The organism is Arsenophonus sp. PmNCSU2021_1 (genome assembly GCF_036919435.1).
Classification (GTDB): domain Bacteria; phylum Pseudomonadota; class Gammaproteobacteria; order Enterobacterales; family Enterobacteriaceae; genus Arsenophonus; species Arsenophonus nilaparvatae.
On the sequence record NZ_JAZHPL010000009.1, the window covers coordinates 452,387 to 471,498 of the forward strand.

Below are 19,112 nucleotides of genomic sequence, written 5' to 3' on the forward strand. Positions count from 1 at the left end.
ATGCTAGATCCAAATAATACTTTAATTATTCAGATTGATACTAATCGAAAAAAATATTTTATTGAATATGGAAAATTAGCTGATTTTCAGCAAAAAGGTGAGCAAGCCTGGTTTTTATTAGGTTATGTTTCACCATCAGGAGAAAAATTTAGTGGCTTGAATTCACAATTGTTGGTAAAAGCTTTATTAGCCATAAAAGAACAATTTGTGCTGGATAACCCACAGGAAGTCTGCATTATTAGCACTACCACTATGGGGCAAAATGCTAGTCCTTATAATGCTGATTGGATTGCATCTGGGGTTGCAAAACAGCTTTCTGCTATCGGTATTGATACAATAATAACATTTTATACCCAGCGTAAAGGTTTTTTGGTGAATGAGAATTTATTAAATCATAATGCTAGTTTTATTAACTGTCGTTATGACTCTGTCACAAAACAAATTTTGTTAAATGGTATTCCTATTACTCAATCCTTATTAATGAGTATTGCATTGAAAGAGGTGCTTGTTTGGCAGGCAGTGTCAGAATATTCTTTTTATTTATAAAACTACTTCGTTAATGAGCGAAACGGTATTGATATTAATAAACTACAACAAGTGGTTTATGATCCTATTATTAGTAAAAAAGTGAATAATTATTTTAAGCAAAATCAGCATATTTCTACTAATGCAATGGCTGATTGGCAGTTAATTTTTAGTAAAGATACACAATTACCCTTATGGCAGCAAGCGCATGAATTATCTTCATTACTGGATGCAATATATTGTGATCAAAGTGTGTTGCATAATTTAAGTGATCAGTCACGTTGGATATTAAAGCAGTATTTTTCTTTAGGCATAAATGAAGTGCATGAGGGAAAAATCTTATCTTTAGTGGCTAATTATCCAGAATATATACGTTTACAAACCTCATTAAGTGATTTGATAGGACTTTCTGCCGAAAGTGGGCTTGAAGGATTAGCTTTACGCTCTGCATTAGAGAAAAGTGATCACTGGCATCGTCGTTTATTTATCAATTTTAGCCAATTAAAACAGAATATTAGTCGTAGAGCTGATATTGATGGACAAATGAGATTATTTTCACACGCTTTTTTATTACATGACAGTAATATTTTTGCCGCTAATATCGAGGCGACTTTAGGCATAATGTATAGCAGCTTTCCGGTTGATGCTAATGATAATATTCATCAATTACTGGTATATCATCGTAAATTACATGAACAACGTTTGATAAATACACTTTCTACCGAAGAACGCTATTTTTTGCAGCAATTCGAGCAGGTTTTCCAATATATTAAACGACAAGATATGGTTGGTAATATAACTCAATTGCTAACTACACAATCCCTTGAACAGTGGTTATCGGTGGCGGAAATAGGCAGTTACCAATTAAAAGCGGGTAATTCGGTATTCACTGTAGTAATTACTCAGCAAACTGATGGTTATCAATTATGCGTTATTTGATGCAAAAGGTGGAGAAATTGTATTTAGTGGGCAAAATAAGCTGGATCTTTCAGCTGCAATATTTAGAGGATTAACTGATTATTTAACGGTAGATTTGCCGAAAAATTTTATTGTAAAAAATAAAACCACCAGAGCTGCTGAAATCGGCATAGAAAAAACTGCTGAAGGTCAATTTAAATTTGATATTTATCGTCTTGAGGTTACTCAGGAGATAAAAACTAAAATTAGTTCACTAATTACGCAGTTGCCTGATAAATCCGAGGTTATTGCTCGTTCATTAATACACGAGTTTCGCAATCTCAAAAAAGAAGTATAAATTTAAAAACAAGAAAAAATCAGGGTATTCATATTTTGTCGGGTTATCCATGTATTAAAGATATCTATAAAACATTCTTACAAGTAAGCAGTTTAAGATACTCTGGTTTAGCGTTATCAGAAGTAAGCCCATCGCCTTTATCTCATGACACTGTTAGCCGATGGCTAAAAAGTAGATGTTTTAGACCTAAAGACCTATGGCGATTAGTTGAACCTTCTATAGACAAAAAAAGCCCTTGCGTACTAATTGCCGATGATACATTGATTGCCAAAACACGTAGTAAAAAAATAGAGATGGTCCATTATCAATATTCAGGTAATGAACATGAGGTTATTGCTGGCATAGGTTTAGTTAATTTGCTTTGGCATGATCTGACGAAGGTTGAATCAATTCCTATCAATTATCGTATTTATGATAAAGATTCTGATGGAAAAACAAAAAACACGCACTTTTCCGAAATGCTCACTCTTGCTAAAAAAAAGAGGGATCATGCCAGAAGCCGTAGTGATGGATGCTTGGTATTCTAGCCTGGATAACCTGAAATCAATTCGCTCTCATGGTTGGATCTGGGTAACCACGCTGAGGAAAAATAGGATTGTTAACCATAACAAACAACTGAACAAGTTAGACATCTCAGAAGAAGGAACGTCAATACACTTGCGAGGATATGGTTGGGTAACCGTTTTCAAATTTACAGCCAAAAACGGCCGTATTGATTACATACACGAGTTTCGCACCAATAAAAAAACGCTCTATTTTTAAGTTTAATTCAGCATAATATGTAAATAGATAAAACCTTATAAATTAAATATAACTTATTGTAAATTAAGTGAATTTATGCATTTCAGTAACTTGCAGATTAATCATTACTTTCAAGCCATTTCTAGAATTTTATAGGCCTGTGCGAAACTCGTGACATAGTAACAAACAAAGAGAATCACACCCGTCAATACCTCAAATCTATCATGGATGCCCGTTGGTCTGTTGAAGTTTATCATCGAGAAGTTAAACAAAACTGTGGTATTGAACGCTGTCAGGCTCGCACGAGCCGAGCGCAAAGAAATCATATTTTTCTCGCTATTTCTGCGTGGTTTGAACAACATAAACGTCGTATATCTGAAAAAATAACCCTTTATCAACAAAATTGGGACGTAATCAAAAGTGCTATTACTGAGCAAATCCGTGTTTTATTAGCGTACCCAAATTAGTTTTGTGCGAAACTCGTGTAATAGTAAAAACTGGCGCTACCCATATTCAATTAGCAACCTTACAACAAGCCGGTGCACAGGTTGATAATCAACCTGTGACAGCGCAATCCGCCAGATTATTAACTAACAATACCAATAAATTCACATTCGATGTTCAGCAACTTAATGATTATTTAACTTTTGCGAATGGTTCGCAGGAGAATTTAAAGCTGGTGAGCGTAATTAACCAACAATTAAGTCGAGTCCTATCAAAGAGTCAATTGTTAACTAATGAACAGGATCTGGTTTCATCAGCACTATTATTAGAAAGATTATCCGCTATTGAACATAACCCAGATAAGACTCTTTGGCCACGTTTACGGCAAAATAGTGTCAAATTGCCTCGTTATGCTCGCATGATGAATAAAATTGGTTATGGTACGCAGGCTATTGGTCTGTTTCAATTGATTAACTCTACCCACACCATGTTAGCAGAGCAACAGTCTACAGAATTGAATGATCAGCAGCGGGCTGAAATAGGTAAAAATATCGCCATTGCTTGGAGTGCTGCGGCAGCTAATTTTAGCACTGATATTTTGCAACCGCTGTTATTAAAAAGCGCTTATAAAATAACTGGCTCTTATCGAGTGGCAGGTACGTTTACTGGACGGGCGGTCATTTTTTTAAATGCGATGGCGGCGGGATTTGATATTTATTATGCTTATGATAGTTTTAGCTAACTAAAGACAGAACAAGATCCTGCTATACGTCAAGATCTGATTATTAATGGCATGTTATCTGTACTGGGAGCGGGTGTCGGACTTGGTACCGCATTGGCTATTTTTGCTGGTTCAGCAGCAGCAGGGCCGATTGGTATTGCGTTTGGTGCCGGTTTAATGTTGGGGGGAATGGCCTATAATGCAGTACGAACAGTAGCAAAAATTAAAGAAAAAATTGAATTAACTTCAGGAGAAGAATTTGAAACTGGTCTAAGAGCGGCTTTGGGACTGAATCTAACTTATGCGATACAAAATAAATTACAGCAATTTCAGGTAGCAGATAGTTTTAAACAAGCGTTATTTGAAAAACAACGCAATCAATTTCAATTACAACCATTTGGTTATACTTTACATGTTTATATTGAAGAAATGCAGCAAGCAGAAGAGTTACCTTATTTTCATTTAATAGATAAACAGACAAATAACTATCTGGTCTATCAAGATATTGAACATCATATGATAGCAAAACATCTCAATATATTTTCAAATTCAACCATCACCTTATGGATAAATGAATCTATTAATCATGAGATAGAGCAGTATAAAAGACGCTTTTCCGAACAGGAAATCAGATTAATTTTACAGCAATTTCCAGATCGCGATGATACTGAACATGTCAAAATTAAAGAATATATTCCACATTCACAAATAGCAACTAATGATACGATTTTATTAGAGGAAAATTCAGATAATATATTTTTAGACTTTACAGATAATTATTCTAATAGGTATAAATTGTTTGCATCGGATAGTCAAAAATCAATGGTCATTTATACAACATCATTGTGGCCTAGATTAACACATTCCTATGATTATGCTGAAAGTTTTTTTAGAAATACCTATAACAAGGCTTATATTTCTGGCATAAGTTTTAATACAGGTAATGGCGATGATATTATTATTGGATTGAAGGAAGTAGCCAACCGATTTGAAATATATGATGGTAAAAAATATTTATTGGGGGTAATAGCGATGATATTTTTATCTTTAATAATAAGCAATTTGAAATTAGTAAAATAAAATATCTTTACGGTAAAGATGGTAATGATAGTATTATTATTAATACATTACCTATTCAACAAAATATTGGTCTTATAGAGCCAGATTTTTCTATTTATAATAAACATAACAATACCAGTTTTCGCGGTTGTTATATTGATTTAGAAAATAGTACCGTAAAATATTTAACGCGACCTTTTCGCCCTTTTGACTATTCTCATCATAGAATGACAAGTTTTGTTAGTAGTAGTAACAATACTTCACAACTTGTTGCATCTATTAATAATTTAGAAAATGTCAGTGGGCCGAATACAGCACATAATATTATCATTGGTAATGCTAAAGATAATATTTTAGCAGGTGGCAATGGGCATGTAATTTTATATGGTAAGGACGGTAATGATACCCTTTTATTAACAAAGGGCTATGCTAACGGCGGTAATGGCGTTGATCGGTATGTTATTCAACATTATAATTGGACCGATCATATAAAAATCTTACCTGACTATCGCTTTTTTAATCAGTGGCATCCAGAACAGCAAATTTTTATCAATCCCAGCTCACAAAAGCAGCGATTTAAATTTAATCGACTGTTTAATTATAATTCATATGTAGTAATAGATGAAATGAGCAACAGTGATGAATCTATTATCGGACTGGAGTATCAGTTAGATGAAATAAAATCATTTGAATTAATTAACAGTGATATTATTCTGAAAATTGAAATAGATGCTTCATCTGAGCTGAATAAGACAGCAAAAAGTGTTATTCAAATAAAACTAAAGAATGCCTATAATTATCATGGTGATGGCAAACGTTTTTTAACTCATCAATATAATATACTTACTCAGGATGGGTTTTTATTAACCCCTTATTTATCTCAATTGTTGGACTCCACCTCTTATCAAGATGTTTTATTTGAGATTATGCATGTTAGAAAGTTTGAACGTCATGTCAGTGCGGCCAGATCTTATTATGTTGGTATTGATCTGCGAGAAAATACCCTTGAGACATATAAAAGAACATATTACTTACCAAATAATATTAGACCAATGAAAACCGCATTAGAGGCAGTGGAAACAAAGTTTTCTGGCGATCAATTTGATAACCACTTTTATAATATAAAAAGTAATAGCTATTTCCATCTGACAAAAGGTATAGATCATTATTATATTAATGATATGTCAATTCCTAATTTAGTGGCTATTTATATTACTTTTGATTATGGCGCAGTAAGTGAGCTTTATACTGAAAATGATAGATTGATTATTTATTTAGCTGAATATAGTGGGTATGACTTTTTCTTTGAAAATAATGAGCTGGTACATAAAGATAAAAAAAATGATATAGCCAGAATAAAATTTGTAAATTGGCAGCAGTTAGCATCAATAAATATTCTAATTCAGGATAAAAATCAGCAAAAATTTAATATAATTTTGTCTGAACAGGGCAACTTTATTAAGCCATTGGATCCTATTCAAATGGCAACAGAACAAGATGATATTATTGTGTTGCCATTAGATTATCGTCTGAATCACGAGTTTCGCACAGGCATATAAAATTCTAGAAATGGCTTAAAAGCAATGATCAATCTGCAAGTTACTAAAACACATGAATTTTCTTAAATTACAATAAGTTGTATTTGATTTATAAGGTTTTATCTATTTATATATTATGCTGAATTAAACTTAAAAATAGAGCGTTTTTTTATTGGTGCGAAACTCGTGTGAATGAAAAATTACTTGATGCCGGTGATGGTAATGATATTGTCACCGATATTAGTCAAAGGGAGCATATTATTAAGGGAGGAAAAGGTAACAATATTATTTTCATTAATCAGCTTAATGGCCATATTAAAATTATTAACAGTGGTGGCAAAGATACCATTATTTTGCAGGATAAAAAGATCGCTGATTATCAGATTGTTGATCATAACGGCAATCGCTCATACCTCTCTTCGGATAGTTTATCTGGCATATTGATTGAAGATTATGAGCAACAAAATATTACTGTTAAAGCTGGAATTGGACTTAATGAACCGCTTAATAATGAACAAATTAATGGTTTAATTGATTTCATGGCTGCGTTTGACAATAAAAGCGAAAATAGCAGTATCGATTTAATCACTTATCTATCTACCTTTAATGTTGAGGCAGATTTTAGTGTTGCGACAACCCTATAAACACTATTATTAATAAATAGAAATTAGATAGTGAGTTTTGGTTATTGTAAATAGTCGCAGTATTTTGTTTCACTCATTATTAATTGTAATGATGTAAAAATAACCAGCTAAATTGATTTTAATTAATTTAGGTATGAGCAAATAATCAACTATGTTATTCTGTTGGCAAGATAAACTTTTTTTGAAAAATTATGCTATTTGAAGCTAATTGTTAAATTTATTTAAATAACAAAAAATTATTTTAGGATAGGGTAGTTATGATGACGCCAAAAACCAAGATTATCATTGTCGGTGGTGGGGCAGGAGGATTAGAACTTGCAACCAAGTTGGGGCATAAATTAGGACGCAAGAATAAAGCTGAGATTATATTAGTTGATCGTAATCAAAGCCATTTATGGAAACCTTTACTGCATGAAGTTGCGACCGGCTCTTTAGATGATGGAGTAGATGCTCTGAGTTATTTGGCGCATGCCCGTAATCACTATTTTCATTTTCAATTAGGTTGTTTGACAAATATTAATCGTGAAAATAAAACCATTACGCTTGCAGAGATACATGATAAGGAAGGCCAATTATTAGTTCCTGAGCGGCAATTAAATTTTGATATTTTAGTGATGGCGTTAGGCAGTGTGTCTAATGATTTTGGTACCGCCGGCGTAAAAGATCATTGTATTTTTCTGGATAACCCACAGCAAGCACATCGTTTTCATGACGAAATGTTAAATTTATTTCTCAGTTATTCGGTGCGACATAAACCGGATGATAAGATTAATATCGCCATTGTTGGTGGTGGCGCAACTGGGGTGGAACTTTCTGCTGAACTCTATAATGCTATCGAGCAATTAACCAGTTATGGTTTTGAAGGCTTGGATAAGGAAGCGCTTAATGTAACCCTGGTTGAGGCGGGAGAACGTATTTTACCGGCATTACCGGTACGGATCTCAACAGCTGCACATCATGAATTAACCAAATTAGGTGTTCGTGTTTTAACACAGACCATGGTAACTAGTGCGGATAGAGATGGCCTTAACACTAAATCGGGAGAAAAAATTAACGCCGATCTTATGGTTTGGGCTGCGGGTATTAAAGCACCTGATTTTATGCACCAAATTGGTGGCTTAGAAACTAATCGAATTAACCAATTAGTCGTTAAATCAACACTACAAACGACGCTAGATAATGCTATTTTCGCTATTGGTGATTGCGCATCTTGCCCTAAAAAAGAGGGTGGATTTGTGCCTCCTCGCGCCCAAGCTGCACATCAAATGGCCACTTTGTGTTATAAAAATATCCTGGCATTACTCGATCATAAAGCGTTGCAAGAGTATGTTTATAAAGATCATGGTTCTTTAGTCTCATTGTCTCGTTTTAGTACGGTTGGCAGCCTAATGGGAAATTTAGTGCGCGGTGATATGATGGTTGAAGGGAAAATCGCTCGTATCGTCTATATTTCACTTTATCGTATGCATCAAATAGCGTTACATGGTTATATTAAAACCGGATTGATGATGTTAGTGGGTAGAATTAATCGTATTATTCGACCTAGATTAAAATTACATTAATTTATGCCGATCAGCATTAATAATAGCAAATTTGATATTAACCATCGCTTCTTACTGTAATCAAAATAAGAAGCGATGGGTTAATTTATACTTGGTGTGACTGAAAATCAGTTATTAATTGTTTGACGAAAGTGAGCCTTTCAGCATAATTGATTAGTGGTTTAACAAATTTCAATTTATTAGGCCCATCCAGCCGATAAATATCAGCTGAGTTTTGCAGTAACGCGATAAGAAAATTCGCGCTTACTTTATTTTGTTCACTAAATTCAATAAATCCGCCTTTTTCATGAGCTTCTATTCGTTTAATGCCTAATGCTTGTGCATGCATCCGGATGGCAGTAGATTGTAGTAACTGCTTGCCTGCATCAGGCAGGCTACCAAAACGATCAATAAGTTCAATTTTTAACTCATCCAGCTCATTGTCATTTTTGGCGCTGGCAATCCTTTTATAAAACGATAATCGGAGATTTACGTCGGGAATATAGTCATCCGGCAGTAGTACCGGCATTCTTAACTCAATTTCAGTCTGTTGGCCGGTAAGTTGTTCTAAAGAAGGTTCCTTGCCTTGCTTTAAAGTCTCAACGGCGTTTTCTAGCAGTTCCATATAAAGTGTAAATCCGATGGTGGTCATCTGTCCGCTTTGTTCTTCACCGAGCAACTCGCCAGCCCCGCGAATTTCTAGATCATGGGTAGCCAATGCAAAGCCAGCGCCAAGATCTTCTAGTGCTGCGATCGCTTCAAGCCGTTTTTGCGCGTCACCCGTCATAGCTTTCGGGTGTGGTGTTAAAAGATAAGCATAAGCTTGATGATAAGAGCGGCCAACTCTGCCACGCAGTTGATGTAATTGCGCTAAACCAAAATGATCTGCCCGTTCAATAATAATAGTATTAGCGGTAGGAATATCGATTCCGGTTTCAATAATGGTGGTGCAAATTAATACATTGAACCGTTGTCGATGGAAATCCGTCATTACCCGCTCCAGCTCTCTTTCGCGCATTTGACCATGGCCAATTACAAAACGCGCTTCAGGTACCAGCGACTCTAAACGCTCTTTGGCTTTCTCAATATATTTTACATCATTAAACAGATAGTAAACTTGTCCACCCCGTAATATTTCACGCAAAATTGCTTCCCGCACAATTAAATCATCATATTGACGAACAAAGGTTTTAACCGATAATCGACGAGAAGGCGGAGTGGCAATAATCGACAGATCACGCATGCCACTCATTGCCATATTAAGGGTTCTAGGAATAGGTGTTGCCGTTAATGTTAGAATATTAACATTAGCTCGCATCGATTTAATTAATTCTTTATGGCGAACACCGAAGCGATGCTCTTCATCAACAATTAATAACCCAAGTGTTTTCCAACGAATATCATTTTGCAGTAATTTATGGGTACCAATTAAGATATCCACTTTTCCTTCAGCCGCTGCGTTGATAATCTGTTGCTGCTCTTTGTTACTACGAAAGCGTGACAGCATTTCAATCCGTACTGGCCAGTTTGCAAAACGGTCGCGAAAATTATCGAAGTGTTGTTGCGCCAATAGCGTTGTAGGTACCAACACGGCAACTTGTTGATTATTGGTTATTGCTAGGAATGCTGCTCGTATCGCTACTTCGGTTTTACCAAAGCCGACATCACCACAAACTAAGCGATCCATGGCAATAGGTTGACACATATCGCTTAAAACGGCATTAATTGCCTGTTCTTGATCAACGGTTGTTTCGAAGGGAAAACCTTGGCAAAAAAGCTGATATTGCATTTTATCGTGCTTGAAAGCAAAACCTGGCTTTATGCTACGCTGAGCATGAAAATCTAACAGTTCTGCCGCCACATCACGAATTTTTTCAGCTGCTTTTTGTTTCGCTTTAGTCCAAACATCAGCACCTAATTTATCTAGTGGTGCACTTTCATCACCGCCGCCACTATAACGGCTAATTAAATTTAGCGATGAAACCGGAACATAAAGTTTATCATTGCCTGCATAAGTCAGCATTAAGTACTCAGCTTGAATACCTCCTGCGGCTAAAGTGGTTAAACCTTGATAACGTCCAACCCCATGTTCAAGGTGAACAACTGGTTGTCCGGGGCGTAACTCTGCCAGATTACGGATCAATAAATCGGTATTAATTGGTTTACGTTGTTCAGTATGACGTTGAATAACCCGTTTACCTAAAATATCGCTTTCACAAATAAGAGCTATTTGTTGATCCTGATTAGTAAAACCCTGCTCAGCTGCCCCCATGGTGATATAAAATCCTGTATTATTGGCTTCATGCAGCATTTTAATCTTAATAGGATTGATTTTTATCCGTGCTAATAGCTCTAGTACAGTTTCACGCCGTCCGTCACTTTCTGCAGAAAAAATAATTCGGCCAGCAAAATTTTTGCTGAACTGCTCCAGTTTATCAAGTGGGGCTTTATTTTGTTGGCTGATACTTAAATCAGGTAAAGCTAGGTAGGGCAGGTTAGTGTTGCCTGCTTTTTGACCGACCGGCTCAACTGAAATTTTGATACGTGGCCAAGTTTTAAGGGCGTGATTAAGTTGCTCGCTATTTAGCCAAAGTGTATCAGGCGGTAGTAGCGGACGCATGGGATCAACATTTCGGCTCTCATAGCGCTGATAAGTGTCAGCCCAAAATCTATTAGCCGCCGCTGCTAAATCTTGCGTGATCAATAAAGTATTAGCAGGCAAGTAGTCAAATAAAGAAGATAGTGGTTGATTGAAAAAAAGAGGTTGCCAATATTCAATTCCCGCTGGCATTATTTTTTTACTAATTTGTTGATAGATATGCTCAGGATCACGCCGTACGTCGAAATGTTCACGCCATTGGCTACGGAATAACTCAATAGCTTTATCATCTGTTGGGAATTCGTGAGCAGGCAGTAGATTTATCTGCTCAACTTCGCTGATAGTTAGTTGACTATCAACATCAAAAGTTCTTAAGCTATCAATTTCATCATCAAAAAAGTCAATCCGATATGGATTATCGCTGCCCATTGGAAAGAGATCAAGTAACGCTCCACGAGTAGCATATTCACCATGTTCGAGTACTTGTTCAACATGTCGGTAACCGACTTTATCAAGATTGTTACGCAAATTTTCACGTGAGAGCTTGTCGCCTTTATGCATGACCAGTGCATTGCTGATTAGGAAATCAGCATGGCAAACTTTTTGCATTAATGTATTAACCGGAACAATTAACAAACCTTTTGCTAAGGTTGGTAGTCGATAAAGATTGACTAAGCGCGCAGAAATAATTTCTTGATGTGGTGAAAAACTATCATAAGGTAGTGTTTCCCAATCCGAAAGCATTGTCACTGAATTTTGCGAAAATTGTTGTATTTCATCACATAATTTTAAGGCATTATGCGTATCTTGAGTGATCAAAACGACAAGACCCTGATGGCGTTCGACAATATCAGCACACTCAACAGCGGCTGCCGCTCCAATTAGACACCCCAAATGGCGTGTATCACCTTGCTTTTTGGGTAGTTGGTAATAATATTTTGCCGGCATAAGGATTAATTAATTCTCATTGATAGAAATTGTAATACTTGTTTTGTTGACACTAAAACAAACGAAAAATAGTCTAATCTGTTAAGTTAGATATAAAAAATCGTAAAACTTTGGCTTAGGGTGGTTCCATTCAGTGACGCTACCCTTTATTATCGCCAAACACTTTGCTTTGGCAACAGAGGTATATCGGATTTCATGTCTCAGTCTGTTATCTTTTATATTGGTCTACGTTACATGCGTGGACGAACAGGCGACCGATTTGGTCGGTTCGTATCGAGTTTATCTACGATTGGCATTGCATTAGGCGTTATGGCATTAATTACCGTCACTGCTGTTATGAATGGTTTTGAACGTTCATTGCAGCAGAGTATTTTAGCATATATGCCACAGGCTATTTTAACGACACCTAAAGGTAATCTCAAACCCAATCAATATCCAGCAAAAAATGTAACCTATCTAGAAGGAATCGAAAGCATTGCCCCAATTGTAGAGAGTGATGTTGTATTGCAAAGCAGCCAAAATGTGGGGGTTGCGGTCATGATTGGTGTTGATGAAGAGTCAACCGAGCCTTTGTTAAATCATTTGCAAGATGTTGATCCTTCAGTATTAACTGCCGGTAGTTACCACGTTATTTTAGGCGTAAAGTTGGCTGAACAGCTTGAGCTAAAGAGGGGGGATCAATTGAGATTAATTGTCCCAGGTGTTAGTCAACTTACGCCAATGGGCAGAATACCCAGCCAGCGTTTATTCACGGTAGCCGGTTTTTTTGCTACCGAAGGTGAAGCCGATAATAGCGAATTATTGGTTAATCAACAGGACGCGGCAAGATTAATGCGTTATCCGATCGGTAATATTACGGGTTGGCGACTTTATCTTAAGGCTCCTTTAACCGTTGATAGCTTGAGTCAACAGACGTTACCAGCAGGTATGGTATGGCAGGATTGGCGCGAACGAAAGGGTGAGTTTTTTCAGGCAGTGAGAATGGAAAAAAATATGATGGGATTATTATTGAGTCTCATTATTGCTGTGGCAGCCTTTAATATTGTTACTTCACTTTCATTATTGGTTATGGAAAAACAGTCTGAAGTGGCTATTTTGCAAACATTAGGTTTAAAGCGGGGCCAGATTATGGCTATTTTTATGTTACAGGGAGCAGGAGCAGGCATCATTGGTACCATCATTGGAACATTATTAGGTCTATTTATCGCAAGCCAGCTTAATATAATTATGCCTATGTTAGGTTTGTTGGCTAAAGGAATCGAATTACCGATATCTATTGATCCTGCTCGTATTATATTAATCGCTTTATCTTCAATCGCTATCTCATTATTGGCCACCCTTTATCCATCTTGGCGTGCAGCCACCGTTCAACCTGCAGAGGCTTTACGTTATGAATAATCCTCCGCTATTAGTTTGCCAGGACCTCTGTAAATGTTATCAAGATGGCAAAATTTCGACTAATGTACTTAAAAATATATCCTTCTCAATCAAAAAAAGTGAAATGATGGCAATTCTGGGTAGTTCAGGCTCTGGCAAGAGTACGCTACTGCATTTATTGGGTGGATTAGATACGCCAACTAACGGTGATGTCATTTTTGATGGTAAAAAAATTAGCTCACTTTCTACCAATGGGCGAGCTGAACTACGCAATCAGAAGTTGGGGTTTATTTATCAATTTCATCATTTATTACCGGATTTTACTGCGTTGGAAAATGTAATGATGCCGTTATTAATTGGTGGAATGGCACGTGTGAAAGCGCAGCAAAAAGCGAATGAGATGTTAGCAGCAGTAGGTTTATCGCATCGAGTTAATCATTGCTCCGCTGAATTATCTGGCGGTGAGCGGCAGCGAGTTGCAATTGCTCGGGCAATTGTTAATGAACCTGCTTTAGTACTGGCGGATGAACCGACCGGTAATTTGGACTTACACAATGCAGATGTCATTTTTGATTTATTAATGGCTCTTAATCGACAAAAAGGGACGGCATTTTTAGTTGTAACTCATGATTTGCGACTTGCCGGTCGTTTAACTCGTCAGCTGGAAATGCGGGATGGCTATTTACAGGATGATCCGAGCTTAATAGGCTTAATAGGAGTGCAATGATTATGGCGGAATTACCCCGTGCGTTAAAAATTGCACTTCGTTTTAGTCGAGGTAAAAAAAGAGCTGGTTTGGTTTCACTGATCTCGATTATTTCTACACTGGGTATTGTGCTTGGCGTTGCAGTGTTGATTATTGGCTTAAGCGCAATGAATGGTTTTGAACGTGAATTAAAAAATCGCATACTTTCAGTTGTCCCTCATGGACAAATTGCGGCAGTCAATCAGCCTTATTTAAATTGGCAAGCTGATTTAGCTAAGGTTCGACAAACACCAGGGGTTGTTGATGTATCACCTTATATTAATTTTACTGGGTTGCTCGAAAAGGGGAACGCATTGAAGGCGATCCAGGTAGCCGGTGTTGATTTATCGTCAGAGCGATCAGTTAGTTCGTTACCTGATTTTATCTTGAATGATGCCTGGCAAAAATTAAAACCAGGTAATAACGAAATTATTTTAGGTCAAGGTGTGGCAGAAACATTAAAAGTTTCGCCTGGGGATCATATTACCATCATGATCCCTAATCATGATGATAAATTACGTATTCAGCAACCGAATCGAATTAGTGTCACGGTTATTGGCGTATTCAAATTAAATGGTATGTTAGATCATCAGTTGGCAATTGTGCCATTGCAAGATGCGCAGCAATATTTAGCCTATGGTGATGGTGTTACTGGTTTTCAGATCAGTGTGAATGATGTTTTTGCTGCCAATAAAGTGGTTTACGATGCCGGAATAAATACTGGCCATTATGTCACTATTAAAAGTTGGATAGCGGATTATGGTTATATGTATAACGATATTCAAATGGTGCGTGGCATCATGTATCTGGCCATGATTTTGGTAATTGGTGTCGCCTGTTTTAATATTGTCTCTACGCTGGTAATGACAGTGAAAGATAAAAGCACCGATATTGCGGTGTTGAGAACACTCGGTGCTAAAGATAGTTTTATTCGTGCTATTTTTTTATGGTATGGATTAATAACGGGAATGGTGGGTTGTTTTATTGGTATGTTAGTCGGGATTTTTATATCACTAAATTTAACGACTATCATTAAATGTATAGAAAGTATTGTTGGTCATCCTATTTTATCAGGTGATGTTTATTTTATCGATTTTTTACCCTCTGAGCTCCATATTACCGATGTATTTTATGTCATGTTAACAACATTAATTTTAAGTTTACTCGCAAGTTGGTATCCAGCTAAACGGGCAACAAAAATAGATCCGGCGCGAATTTTAAGTGGGCAATAACCGTTGTTGTTTTTGCTGTCATTATCTAAAAGAGGCGATGGTTTGATTGAAAGTAATGGGTCGTTTAGCATGAAAAAGGATACTGTCCAATGATGCGGTTTTATTGTCGACTTAGAAAGTTACGTAAAAAGAAAAACTTACATCGACAAAGATTTCGTTGTTGCCTTTTTTACCGAGACAAACAGTTGATTGATAAGATGAAAACAAAAAAAATTGTCGTATTAACCGGCGCCGGGATTTCAGCTGAGTCTGGAATTCGCACTTTTCGCGCAACGGATGGTTTATGGGAAGAACATCGGGTTGAAGATGTTGCAACACCTGAAGGTTTTTGTTAGAGATCCAGAATTAGTACAACGTTTTTACAATCAGCGGCGTTATCAATTACAGCAAGCAGATATAAAACCCAATGCAGCCCATCATGCTTTAGCAAAATTAGAACATTTCCTGGGTGATAATTTTTTATTAGTTACGCAAAATATCGATAACTTACATGAAAAAGCGGGTAGTAGACGCATTGTTCATATGCATGGTGAATTATTAAAAGCTTGCTGCTGTCAATCAGGTGATGCGGCGTGCGATATTTGAAGCCAAAACGTGCGATAAATGGCAGGCTACTTTTGTTTCCATCAGTGCAACGAAATTACACTGTCATTTTTCATCGGAGGCACTTTGGTCTGTTTGAGTGGTACGATCAACGGGACAATATTTGTAGATGCTGGTCAATGAAACACCATACAGTAATGCAAGCTGTTTTCTGCTATGACCGTTCGCCAATAATTTTTGAGCTTCCTGTTGCTGTGCAAAAGATAGCGACTGAGGTCTACCGCCAATACGCCCCCTACTTCTCGCTGCTGCCAAACCAGCCTGAGTACGCTCAACAATCAGTTCTCGCTCCATTTGTGCCAACGCACTCATCACATGAAAGAAAAAACGGCCAGCGGACGTAGAGGTATCAATGGCATCCGTCAAACTATGAAAATGAATACCTTCATCTTCCAGTTTGGATATTAAAGTAATCAAATGTTTAATGCTGCGACCCAGTCTATCCAGCTTCCAGACGACTAAGGTGTCACCCGATTTCAGTGCATTTAGCACGCGTTTTAATCCGGGTCTCTGATCTGTTTTTCCGCTGATTTTATCCTCAAAAATCTGCTCACAATTTGTACAAATGAGTGATTTTCGCTGTAAATCGGTGTTTTGGTCATTTTTTGACACCCTCATATAGCCTATTTTTGCCATTTTAGCCCCTTATCCTCCCTCTGAAAGCCTTGTCATCGCTGGTTTTGGTTAAAATTTTAGCTAAATTCTGAATTCAATAAAACCTTGGTTTGTTAGAAACGGTAAATCTGGCTAAAAATGCCACACCCAATCAGCGTAAAATTAACGGCAAAACTCTCACTCAGGATGTGCAGCTAACTGCCACAGATGTTCATGCTGTTACACCCGAAGTATTGCGTGTCGAAATCCCGGTAGGTATTCCCCTGCCTTGGCCTGCTGAAAGAGCGCCGACCGGTTGGTTTATCTGCAACGGTGAGCCATTCGATAAGAAAAAATACCCGCTTTTAGCACTCGCCTATCCATCAGGAAAACTCCCTGATTTACGTGGTGAGTTTATTCGTGGCTGGGATGCTGGGCGAGGCGTGAATCCTAGGCGTAAGGTTTTATCGTCTGAAACTGCATCACTCGAGCGCCACGCTCATGGTTATCGGGACAGGTATTATGTTGAAGATGATGGTCCACTAGGCCACGCAAACAATAAAGAAAAAATGCCTGTAGGGTATAATGCAGATACAGGTTCACGTGCTACGGATGGAGATAATGATTCTTTTCTATTCATTGACAAAACAACGTCTAATGCAGGCGGTAGCGAAACCCGCCCGCGAAATGTCGCGTTTAACTACATTGTCAGGGCGGCCTGATAATGTTGAGTTAGTAGCAAACCAGCTCCCATGTTCTCGGCGCTTTAATCCCTGTTCTGGTATAATCTGCACTGATAATTAACGATTTTCCGACTATTTCGACATAAGTACCTAAATTGCCCTCGGGAGCAATACCTTTGTATTTTACCGTCGCGTTTGCCGAGAAAATGGCATGAGGGACGGGACAAGGTAAAGATACCGTATAAATCTGTCCGGCATTGAGTGGTGGTGTGATGCCCCATTGTCTGATAAGGCCGCTGTCACCACATTTCCACCATCCATTCGTAGCGAGGTGAGCTGTATTTTTTGCTCCTCGATTGTTAATCTGCATATTAAGCCAGCTGCTTAACGCCCCGCCCCAAATAGGGCCAGTTACATCACCATTTTCTTGATAAACCGCGGTTCTGCCGCCCCATGAGATATGCAAATTGCTATGAGTATTGATGGTTCCATCAATTTCTACACTCTTTAACCAATGCAATCGATCATTATTCCAGGAAGCTACTTTTGCATTATTAGCATAAAATGCCACGTTGCCATCGCCATTAGCCCGTAATCCTGAATCGTTATCGCCGATATGCACAGATTGGGTCACATGGAGGTTGCCATTGACGCTACCACCCGTTCGTTTATCCAGTGCATTTTTTGCACAATCTACCGTTTCCGTTAAACCAAGGTTTTTTGTAAAAAAGGATTTCGCCTGTTTCCTGACAAAATAAGCCTAAATGATGGCTTGATGAGGAAAATGCACGGCAAAAAACACTGTATTTACCGTTCAAATTTTAGCCAAAATGCCGATTTAGGGCTAAAATCGAGGTTTTGATTAAATTTTAATCCATTTTGGGGTGTTTTATGTACAGCAAAATCTCACTACTGAACTCTTGTCGGATAACATAAAACATCAGCGATATAGACGATCAATAAAGTGTTATCGATCGTCAAAACAGATCAATTACAGTGGCTTAACTACATTCACAATACTTAACCTGAGTTCGGGATAAGCATAATCAATTATGCTTGAAGATACGTACCTGCAACAGGTATCTTTGGTTTAGATGGCATTAAACAATATGCAACCAGTCCGCCTAATAAATTCACTACAAAATTAGCCGGAGAGCGATGTCGCGTATGCTCTATTTGACAAAGATTTTTTAACTCATCAAATACCGTTTCAATGACAGAACGATGACGCAAGATGGCTTTGTCGAAACAAGTCTGTTTAATAGGCTTCATTTTCTTCTTGATATTCGTTATAAGGTTAATTCCCATCGTTTTGAGTTGCTGTTTCAGTGAAGCCGATAAATACCCTTTATCTGCGTACAAACAACCAGAAAGATCCTTTGTCAGCTCAGGCAATGGTTTCCGATCATCGGTGTTTCCTGGTGTGAGTCGAAAACTGAGTATTTCCCCCAAATGATTGATAATTATATGAAGCTTGAAACCAAAGAACCAACCTGTTGAATTTTTTCCCCGTTGAGCTATCCCATTGAAGACTTTATGCCTGCGGATCCGTAAGTTATCACACACTGCTATCGGAGTAGAATCGGCAACCGATAGCCCCGTGCATTTTCCCTTAATTGACTCAAACAGTGCCGTTAACGCTAAGGCACTACGCGGAAGTAACTCTACACAGCGTGAATAGGATGGCAAGTTAGGAAATTCCTTCCGGAGATATAAGCGGACATAATAGAGATAAAATACCTTGAATTGCCTGAATCGGAGTTGATGAAACAACACAACCAGTGTCATCATTTCCGCCAACGAAAGCTGAGTAGACCGTCTACGACGCTTAGTACCGTTAGTCAGCAAATATTCATGCATTTT

16 protein-coding genes and 3 pseudogenes are annotated in these 19,112 nt (G+C 37.6%); 15 read left to right on the plus strand and 4 right to left on the minus strand.

Annotation, left to right across the window (positions count from 1 at the left end; translation table 11 throughout):
- From V3224_RS22325 to V3224_RS22375, 10 genes and pseudogenes are all read left to right on the plus strand, one after another.
- Entirely contained in the window at window positions 1–546 is a 546-nt protein-coding gene (locus V3224_RS22325; protein ID WP_334472728.1) for a hypothetical protein, read from the plus strand.
- 51 nt (window positions 547–597) lie between these two features.
- Complete coding sequence (locus V3224_RS22330; RefSeq protein ID WP_334472729.1) at window positions 598–1,464, plus strand: hypothetical protein; 867 nt, start codon at window positions 598–600, stop codon at window positions 1,462–1,464.
- On the plus strand, window positions 1,439–1,780 hold the full coding sequence (locus V3224_RS22335) for a hypothetical protein (protein WP_334472730.1): 342 nt from the start codon (window positions 1,439–1,441) through the stop codon (window positions 1,778–1,780). Before V3224_RS22330 ends, V3224_RS22335 begins: the two co-directional genes overlap by 26 nt.
- A gap of 35 nt (window positions 1,781–1,815) precedes the next feature.
- Window positions 1,816–2,500 (plus strand): annotated as a pseudogene (locus V3224_RS22340) (IS701 family transposase); the annotation flags it as partial.
- Between the two features lie 197 nt (window positions 2,501–2,697).
- Window positions 2,698–2,988: pseudogene (locus tag V3224_RS22350) on the plus strand (transposase); the annotation flags it as partial.
- A 2-nt stretch (window positions 2,989–2,990) separates the two neighbouring features.
- A complete protein-coding gene (locus V3224_RS22355) occupies window positions 2,991–3,707 on the plus strand; it encodes a hypothetical protein (RefSeq protein ID WP_334472736.1) in 717 nt (238 codons plus the stop codon).
- Window positions 3,708–3,758: 51 nt separating this feature from the next.
- Window positions 3,759–4,766, plus strand: a complete 1,008-nt coding sequence (locus V3224_RS22360) for a hypothetical protein (protein WP_334472737.1) — start codon at window positions 3,759–3,761, stop codon at window positions 4,764–4,766.
- Between the two features lie 206 nt (window positions 4,767–4,972).
- The gene (locus V3224_RS22365; protein ID WP_334472738.1) at window positions 4,973–6,304 is read left to right on the plus strand and encodes a hypothetical protein; all 1,332 of its coding nucleotides are present in this window, start codon (window positions 4,973–4,975) and stop codon (window positions 6,302–6,304) included.
- 167 nt (window positions 6,305–6,471) lie between these two features.
- On the plus strand, window positions 6,472–6,927 hold the full coding sequence (locus tag V3224_RS22370; protein ID WP_334472740.1) for a hypothetical protein: 456 nt from the start codon (window positions 6,472–6,474) through the stop codon (window positions 6,925–6,927).
- A gap of 257 nt (window positions 6,928–7,184) precedes the next feature.
- The gene (locus V3224_RS22375; RefSeq protein ID WP_334472742.1) at window positions 7,185–8,489 is read left to right on the plus strand and encodes an NAD(P)/FAD-dependent oxidoreductase; all 1,305 of its coding nucleotides are present in this window, start codon (window positions 7,185–7,187) and stop codon (window positions 8,487–8,489) included.
- Window positions 8,490–8,574: 85 nt separating this feature from the next.
- Here the strand turns inward: V3224_RS22375 and mfd are convergent, their stop codons facing one another.
- Window positions 8,575–12,015, minus strand: coding sequence for a transcription-repair coupling factor (gene mfd, locus V3224_RS22380; RefSeq protein ID WP_334472743.1), 3,441 nt, complete (start codon window positions 12,013–12,015; stop codon window positions 8,575–8,577).
- Window positions 12,016–12,210: 195 nt separating this feature from the next.
- Here mfd and lolC point away from each other — a divergent pair, with 195 nt between their 5' ends.
- The 4 genes and pseudogenes from lolC to V3224_RS22400 all read left to right on the plus strand — a co-directional run.
- Window positions 12,211–13,413, plus strand: a complete 1,203-nt coding sequence (lolC, locus tag V3224_RS22385) for a lipoprotein-releasing ABC transporter permease subunit LolC (RefSeq protein WP_334472744.1) — start codon at window positions 12,211–12,213, stop codon at window positions 13,411–13,413.
- A complete protein-coding gene (lolD, locus tag V3224_RS22390) occupies window positions 13,406–14,119 on the plus strand; it encodes a lipoprotein-releasing ABC transporter ATP-binding protein LolD (protein WP_334472745.1) in 714 nt (237 codons plus the stop codon). The genes lolC and lolD overlap by 8 nt, the downstream gene beginning before the upstream one ends.
- A gap of 2 nt (window positions 14,120–14,121) precedes the next feature.
- Window positions 14,122–15,369: a lipoprotein-releasing ABC transporter permease subunit LolE gene (gene lolE / locus V3224_RS22395; RefSeq protein WP_334472746.1), complete on the plus strand. Its 1,248-nt coding sequence runs from the start codon at window positions 14,122–14,124 to the stop codon at window positions 15,367–15,369.
- A gap of 92 nt (window positions 15,370–15,461) precedes the next feature.
- Window positions 15,462–15,933, plus strand: a pseudogene (locus V3224_RS22400) (Sir2 family NAD-dependent protein deacetylase); the annotation flags it as partial.
- 84 nt (window positions 15,934–16,017) lie between these two features.
- Here the strand turns inward: V3224_RS22400 and V3224_RS22405 are convergent.
- Window positions 16,018–16,608 carry a recombinase family protein gene (locus V3224_RS22405; protein ID WP_334472748.1) on the minus strand — a complete coding sequence of 197 codons (591 nt, stop codon included), beginning with the start codon at window positions 16,606–16,608 and terminating at the stop codon, window positions 16,018–16,020.
- An 89-nt stretch (window positions 16,609–16,697) separates the two neighbouring features.
- Here V3224_RS22405 and V3224_RS22410 point away from each other — a divergent pair, with 89 nt between their 5' ends.
- Window positions 16,698–17,288 (plus strand): tail fiber protein, encoded by a 591-nt coding sequence (locus V3224_RS22410; RefSeq protein ID WP_334472749.1) that lies wholly within the window; start codon window positions 16,698–16,700, stop codon window positions 17,286–17,288.
- A gap of 10 nt (window positions 17,289–17,298) precedes the next feature.
- Here the strand turns inward: V3224_RS22410 and V3224_RS22415 are convergent, their stop codons facing one another.
- Window positions 17,299–17,883: a gp53-like domain-containing protein gene (locus V3224_RS22415; protein WP_334467938.1), complete on the minus strand. Its 585-nt coding sequence runs from the start codon at window positions 17,881–17,883 to the stop codon at window positions 17,299–17,301.
- A 416-nt stretch (window positions 17,884–18,299) separates the two neighbouring features.
- Window positions 18,300–19,109: an IS982 family transposase gene (locus V3224_RS22420; protein WP_442890886.1), complete on the minus strand. Its 810-nt coding sequence runs from the start codon at window positions 19,107–19,109 to the stop codon at window positions 18,300–18,302.
- Window positions 19,110–19,112: the final 3 nt, after the last annotated feature.

What these genes read in the sequence shown, in the direction of transcription:
- V3224_RS22325 (WP_334472728.1), top strand. Translation starts at nt 1, where the DNA reads ATGCTAGATCCAAATAATACTTTAATTATTCAGATTGATACTAATCGA.
- V3224_RS22335 (WP_334472730.1), top strand. Translation starts at nt 1,439, where the DNA reads ATGGTTATCAATTATGCGTTATTTGATGCAAAAGGTGGAGAAATTGTA.
- V3224_RS22360 (WP_334472737.1), top strand. Translation starts at nt 3,759, where the DNA reads ATGTTATCTGTACTGGGAGCGGGTGTCGGACTTGGTACCGCATTGGCT.
- V3224_RS22365 (WP_334472738.1), top strand. Translation starts at nt 4,973, where the DNA reads ATGACAAGTTTTGTTAGTAGTAGTAACAATACTTCACAACTTGTTGCA.
- V3224_RS22375 (WP_334472742.1), top strand. Translation starts at nt 7,185, where the DNA reads ATGATGACGCCAAAAACCAAGATTATCATTGTCGGTGGTGGGGCAGGA.
- mfd (WP_334472743.1), bottom strand. Translation starts at nt 12,015, where the DNA reads ATGCCGGCAAAATATTATTACCAACTACCCAAAAAGCAAGGTGATACA.
- lolC (WP_334472744.1), top strand. Translation starts at nt 12,211, where the DNA reads ATGTCTCAGTCTGTTATCTTTTATATTGGTCTACGTTACATGCGTGGA.
- lolD (WP_334472745.1), top strand. Translation starts at nt 13,406, where the DNA reads ATGAATAATCCTCCGCTATTAGTTTGCCAGGACCTCTGTAAATGTTAT.
- lolE (WP_334472746.1), top strand. Translation starts at nt 14,122, where the DNA reads ATGGCGGAATTACCCCGTGCGTTAAAAATTGCACTTCGTTTTAGTCGA.
- V3224_RS22405 (WP_334472748.1), bottom strand. Translation starts at nt 16,608, where the DNA reads ATGGCAAAAATAGGCTATATGAGGGTGTCAAAAAATGACCAAAACACC.
- V3224_RS22420 (WP_442890886.1), bottom strand. Translation starts at nt 19,109, where the DNA reads ATGCATGAATATTTGCTGACTAACGGTACTAAGCGTCGTAGACGGTCT.